The sequence below is a fragment of the Candidatus Margulisiibacteriota bacterium genome (assembly GCA_031268855.1).
Classification (GTDB): Bacteria; Margulisbacteria; Termititenacia; order Termititenacales; family Termititenacaceae; genus Termititenax.
Window position 1 is genome coordinate 1 of record JAIRWS010000083.1, and the last position, 4,038, is coordinate 4,038.

At 48.0% G+C, this 4,038-nt stretch carries 8 protein-coding genes; 3 read left to right on the top strand and 5 right to left on the bottom strand.

Annotated features, from left to right (window positions below):
- On the top strand, positions 1-369 hold a 369-nt coding region (locus LBJ25_05130; GenBank protein MDR1453337.1), incomplete at its 5' end, for an aminotransferase class III-fold pyridoxal phosphate-dependent enzyme.
- Positions 366-1,001: a dethiobiotin synthase gene (gene bioD, locus LBJ25_05135; protein ID MDR1453338.1), complete on the top strand. Its 636-nt coding sequence runs from the start codon at positions 366-368 to the stop codon at positions 999-1,001. The genes LBJ25_05130 and bioD, both read left to right, overlap by 4 nt.
- Positions 1,002-1,051: 50 nt before the next feature.
- Here the strand turns inward: bioD and LBJ25_05140 are convergent, their stop codons facing one another.
- Genes LBJ25_05140 through LBJ25_05155 form a run of 4 tightly spaced genes read right to left on the bottom strand, consistent with a single transcriptional unit; the run spans position 1,052 to position 3,570 of the window.
- Complete coding sequence (locus LBJ25_05140; protein MDR1453339.1) at positions 1,052-2,638, bottom strand: peptide chain release factor 3; 1,587 nt, start codon at positions 2,636-2,638, stop codon at positions 1,052-1,054.
- Positions 2,631-3,140: a GNAT family N-acetyltransferase gene (locus tag LBJ25_05145; protein ID MDR1453340.1), complete on the bottom strand. Its 510-nt coding sequence runs from the start codon at positions 3,138-3,140 to the stop codon at positions 2,631-2,633. Before LBJ25_05145 ends, LBJ25_05140 begins: the two co-directional genes overlap by 8 nt.
- A 38-nt stretch (positions 3,141-3,178) precedes the next feature.
- On the bottom strand, positions 3,179-3,334 hold the full coding sequence (locus LBJ25_05150; GenBank protein MDR1453341.1) for a hypothetical protein: 156 nt from the start codon (positions 3,332-3,334) through the stop codon (positions 3,179-3,181).
- Between the two features lie 56 nt (positions 3,335-3,390).
- Positions 3,391-3,570: a hypothetical protein gene (locus tag LBJ25_05155; protein ID MDR1453342.1), complete on the bottom strand. Its 180-nt coding sequence runs from the start codon at positions 3,568-3,570 to the stop codon at positions 3,391-3,393.
- Positions 3,571-3,650: 80 nt separating this feature from the next.
- Between LBJ25_05155 and LBJ25_05160 the strand changes: the two genes are divergently transcribed.
- Entirely contained in the window at positions 3,651-3,866 is a 216-nt protein-coding gene (locus LBJ25_05160) for a helix-turn-helix domain-containing protein (protein MDR1453343.1), read from the top strand.
- 7 nt (positions 3,867-3,873) lie between these two features.
- On the opposite strand, the gene LBJ25_05165 is transcribed toward LBJ25_05160, so the two are convergent.
- On the bottom strand, positions 3,874-4,011 hold the full coding sequence (locus LBJ25_05165) for a hypothetical protein (protein ID MDR1453344.1): 138 nt from the start codon (positions 4,009-4,011) through the stop codon (positions 3,874-3,876).
- Between the last annotated feature and the right edge of the window lie 27 nt (positions 4,012-4,038).

Here is a 4,038-nt window from a genome sequence, read left to right on the forward strand (position 1 = left end):
CTGGCCAGAGTAAACAAAAATATTGCTCTCCTGCGGGACAAATTAGAAAAATTTCGCGGCATACCACAGGTCAAGCAGATCCGCCAATGCGGAATGATCGCCGCGCTGGAACTGCCGGAGTACGCCTACAAAGAAAAGATCGGCTACCGCATTTGCGCAAAAGCCCGGGAGCGCGGCCTGCTGATCCGGCCTTTGAGCAACAATATTGTGATCATGCCGCCGCTTTCCACCACCGCCCGGGAATTACGCTGGCTGCTGGATGTAATATATCAGTCCATACAGGAAACAGTTGGTTCGCCAGCGTATCCGCAGGATACTGCGCTCACCAACCGAAACACGGACACTTCGACTTCGCTCAGTGTCCGATGAATAAACGCTATTTTATTACGGGCACGGACACCGGCGTCGGCAAAACTGTCGCCGCGGCGGTTTTGGCGCGGATGTTTCCGCAGTGCGGCGTCTGTAAACCGGTGCAAACCGGTTATCCGGCCGATCAAGACCTACAATACATAGCCCGCAGCGCCGGACTGACCCCGGCGCAAATTTACAATCCGCTGCATTTCAGCAAACCGCTGGCGCCGCAGCAGGCCGCGCTGGAGGACAAACTGCCGCCGATAGATGTTAAAAAGCTGACCAAAAATATCCTCGCTTTTTGTGAACAGTTTGAAATTAGCTTTATTGAAGGCGCGGGCGGTCTGTACGCGCCGCTGCGCGAAAACTATTACATGCTGGATTTGCTCAAAGACCTTTCGGCTGAAACGATCTTAGTTTGTCGCGCTGGATTGGGGACGATCAATCACACTTTGCTCTCCATCGAGGCTTTGCAAAAAAAACAGCTTAAAATAAAAGGCCTGATCTTTACGCAAACTACTCCACCGGATCTTTCCGCGCTGGAAAATCCGCGGATCATTCAAAAGATCAGCGGCTTGCCAGTTTTGGGAATTTTTCCGCATCAGAAAAAATTAAATCCGGCTAAATTAGCTGTAGATTTCAACACCTGAACGAATATTTGGCTGGAAGGCAGCGGCGCGCGCGGCAGCAAGTATCTTCGCTAAAACGCCAGATCGCGCGCGCGACATTCCGAAGTTTTGTAAAAACGGATCTCCGGAAACCGCTCGTGAATGAATTTGATTTCCCAGGCGCCCTTGAATAAAAACACCAGCTGGCCGTCAATATCCTGCATGACGCGCAGCGGTTTGTCGGCTTGAAATTCTTTGAGATATTTTTCTTCAGCGGCGGAAACCCAGTAAGCAAATGCCGCCTCATAATTTTGATACTCGCACTGCGCGCCGTATTCGTTTTCCAGACGGAAACGCACCACATCAAACTGCAACTCGCCGACCGCGCCCAGCACCAGTTTTTGGTCGAGCAGACCTTTGAATAACTGCACCGCGCCCTCTTCCGATAACTGCCGCAGGCCTTTTTGCAATTGTTTGGCTTTCAAAGGATTGCGGTTGATGACCAAACGAAAAATTTCCGGCGCGAAACTGGGTATACCGCTGAAATTAAGCTCCTCACCCTCACTGAAAGTATCGCCGATCTTGAGCGCGCCGGTATCGTGGATACCGATAATATCGCCAGGATAAGCCTCTTCAGTGACCGCGCGCGCCTGCGCCAGAAAAGTCAGCGGATTGGCCACCTTAAATTCTCTTTTTTCACGCACCTGATAAACCTGCATGCCGCGCCGAAAAACCCCGGAACAGACGCGCAAAAAAGCGATGCGGTCGCGGTGTCTGGGGTCCATATTGGCGTGGATCTTAAAAACAATGCCGGTCATTTTATCTTCCGTAGGATCGACAATACGTTCGGCGGCCGGCCGGGGCAGCGGCGGCGGCGCCAGCCGGATGATCTCCCGCAGCAAATCCAAAATGCCAAAATTATTCAACGCGCTGCCGAAAAAAACCGGTGTCATCTCACCGCGCAGATATTTTTCCAGGCTAAAAGGCTCCAGCGCGCCGCGAATAGTCGCCACAGCATCGGCCAGCTCAACTCGCTGTTGAGCCTCGACCGCCGGAATATTCTGCGGCTCGATATTTTGACTCTCCGCAAATTTCTGTTTATCCGTAAACTGCAGATAACTTTTTTGGCGGAGATTGTAGACGCCGCGGAAACCGCGCCCCATACCAAGCGGCCAGCTCAAAGGCACGGCGGTGATCGCCAGATTATTTTCGATATCGTCAAGCAGCGCAAAAGGATCCAGCCCCTCGCGGTCCAGTTTATTGATAAAAGTGATCACGGGGATTTTGCGCATCTGACAGACGTCCATGAGTTTTTTAGTGCGCTCCTCCACGCCTTTGACCGAATCGATGACCATCAGCACGGAATCCACGGCGGTCAACGTGCGGTAAGTATCCTCGCTGAAATCCACGTGGCCGGGCGTGTCCAGCAGGTTAATGATCATACCGTCGTATTCAAAAGACATGACCGAGGTCGCCACGGAGACGCCGCGTTGTTTCTCCAGCTCCATCCAGTCCGAGGCGGTGTGTTTCTGCGCTTTTTTGGCCTTGATCGCGCCGGCCTGCTGTATCGCTCCGCCGAAAAGCAGCAGTTTTTCCGTGAGCGTGGTCTTGCCAGCGTCAGGGTGGCTGATGATCGCAAATGTGCGGCGGCGTTTTATCTCGGACAGGTGGTCAGACATTAGCATTTTTGTACAACATTAAATCATAAAACATCAGCCTTGTTTTCTCCCGGGTGTCCTGTATCAGAAAAAAAGCAAAACCATTTTTTTGGTAAAATCTAATAGTATCAGGATTGTTGTAAGCATCAACCGTAATAAAACGGCAGCCAGTTTTATTGTCTTGCAGAAAAAGTTCTTTTATATAGCCGAGTAATTCCGTACCGACGTTTTGGTTTTGCCATTCCCTATCTATTCCGAGACGGCCTAATTTTACCGCCGGATACTCTCGTCTCCTTTTGGCATTTCGAATATTCCTATTTAGTCTATTCCAAATAGGATTATTTTCTGAAATCTGAATTCTATCGTTTGCAACACTAAAAAAACCTATTGTCTTAATTTTGGTTTCCACTACGTATGTAACGGCTAATAATTGTCTTGTATAATTTAAGGCATCTCGATAAAAAAACTCATTTAAATCACTGTCGCCGCAGTCAAAGCTTTTGATTTCATAATCTGCAGTCAATCTAAGTATGGATCGTTTTAAGGACATATCTAGAAAATTTATTTTCCTCTAAAAGCAAACATACTGTATGCTTTTTTTATAGAGAGCGCATCTTTCTTGCTTAAAGAATTTTTTTCATTAGTTTCAATAATACGCAAAAATCTCTCCGCATCTTTTCCGGTTAGAACAGGGGTCTCTTTAATTGGCAAAGCCATCTTACACTCCTCAATTAATTATAGCATAAAGCTAATTTTTTCCACAAACGGAACAGTTAAGCAACGTAAATATTTTTGCCAGCGTCATCGGTAGACGCGCTGGACAGGCCGGTCACTTTATTGGCCACTTTTTCTCTGGTGTTCAGCGCCGCGGTCATACCATCTGCCGAGAGCGGTTCGCCTTTACTGATAAAATACGGCGCCCCGGCAAAACTGTCATTATAATTATTTGTCATAAAAATATCCCCTCTTGTTTTTTATTCCAGTTGTTCATCTAAATGAACACGATAGGAAGTATAGCATATATTATCTGTTCATGCAAGTGAACATTTCTTTAGGAAAACGGGTGCGCAAGCTGCGTCTAGCCACCGGCAAATCCCTCAACATTTTCTGTTTTGAGAATGATATTTTAAAAGCCACGCTCAGCAATATTGAAAACGGTTTTAACACTAATCCCAAACTAGATCAGCTGCGCCGCATTGCCGCAGGACTGGAGCTGACCGTAGCGGAATTGCTAAAAGGAGTGTGTTAGGTTTAACCTACTGATACAAATACGGATTTTCGCGCCACTTGGCGAATTTGACAGCGTGGTCGCTGATGCGCTCCAGATTGTTGACTATATCGTTAAAGATCGCCGCGGCGTTGAGATGACATTCTTTAGATTTCAGGCGCTCCAGATGGTTTTTGCGAAAATCGTCTTTTTC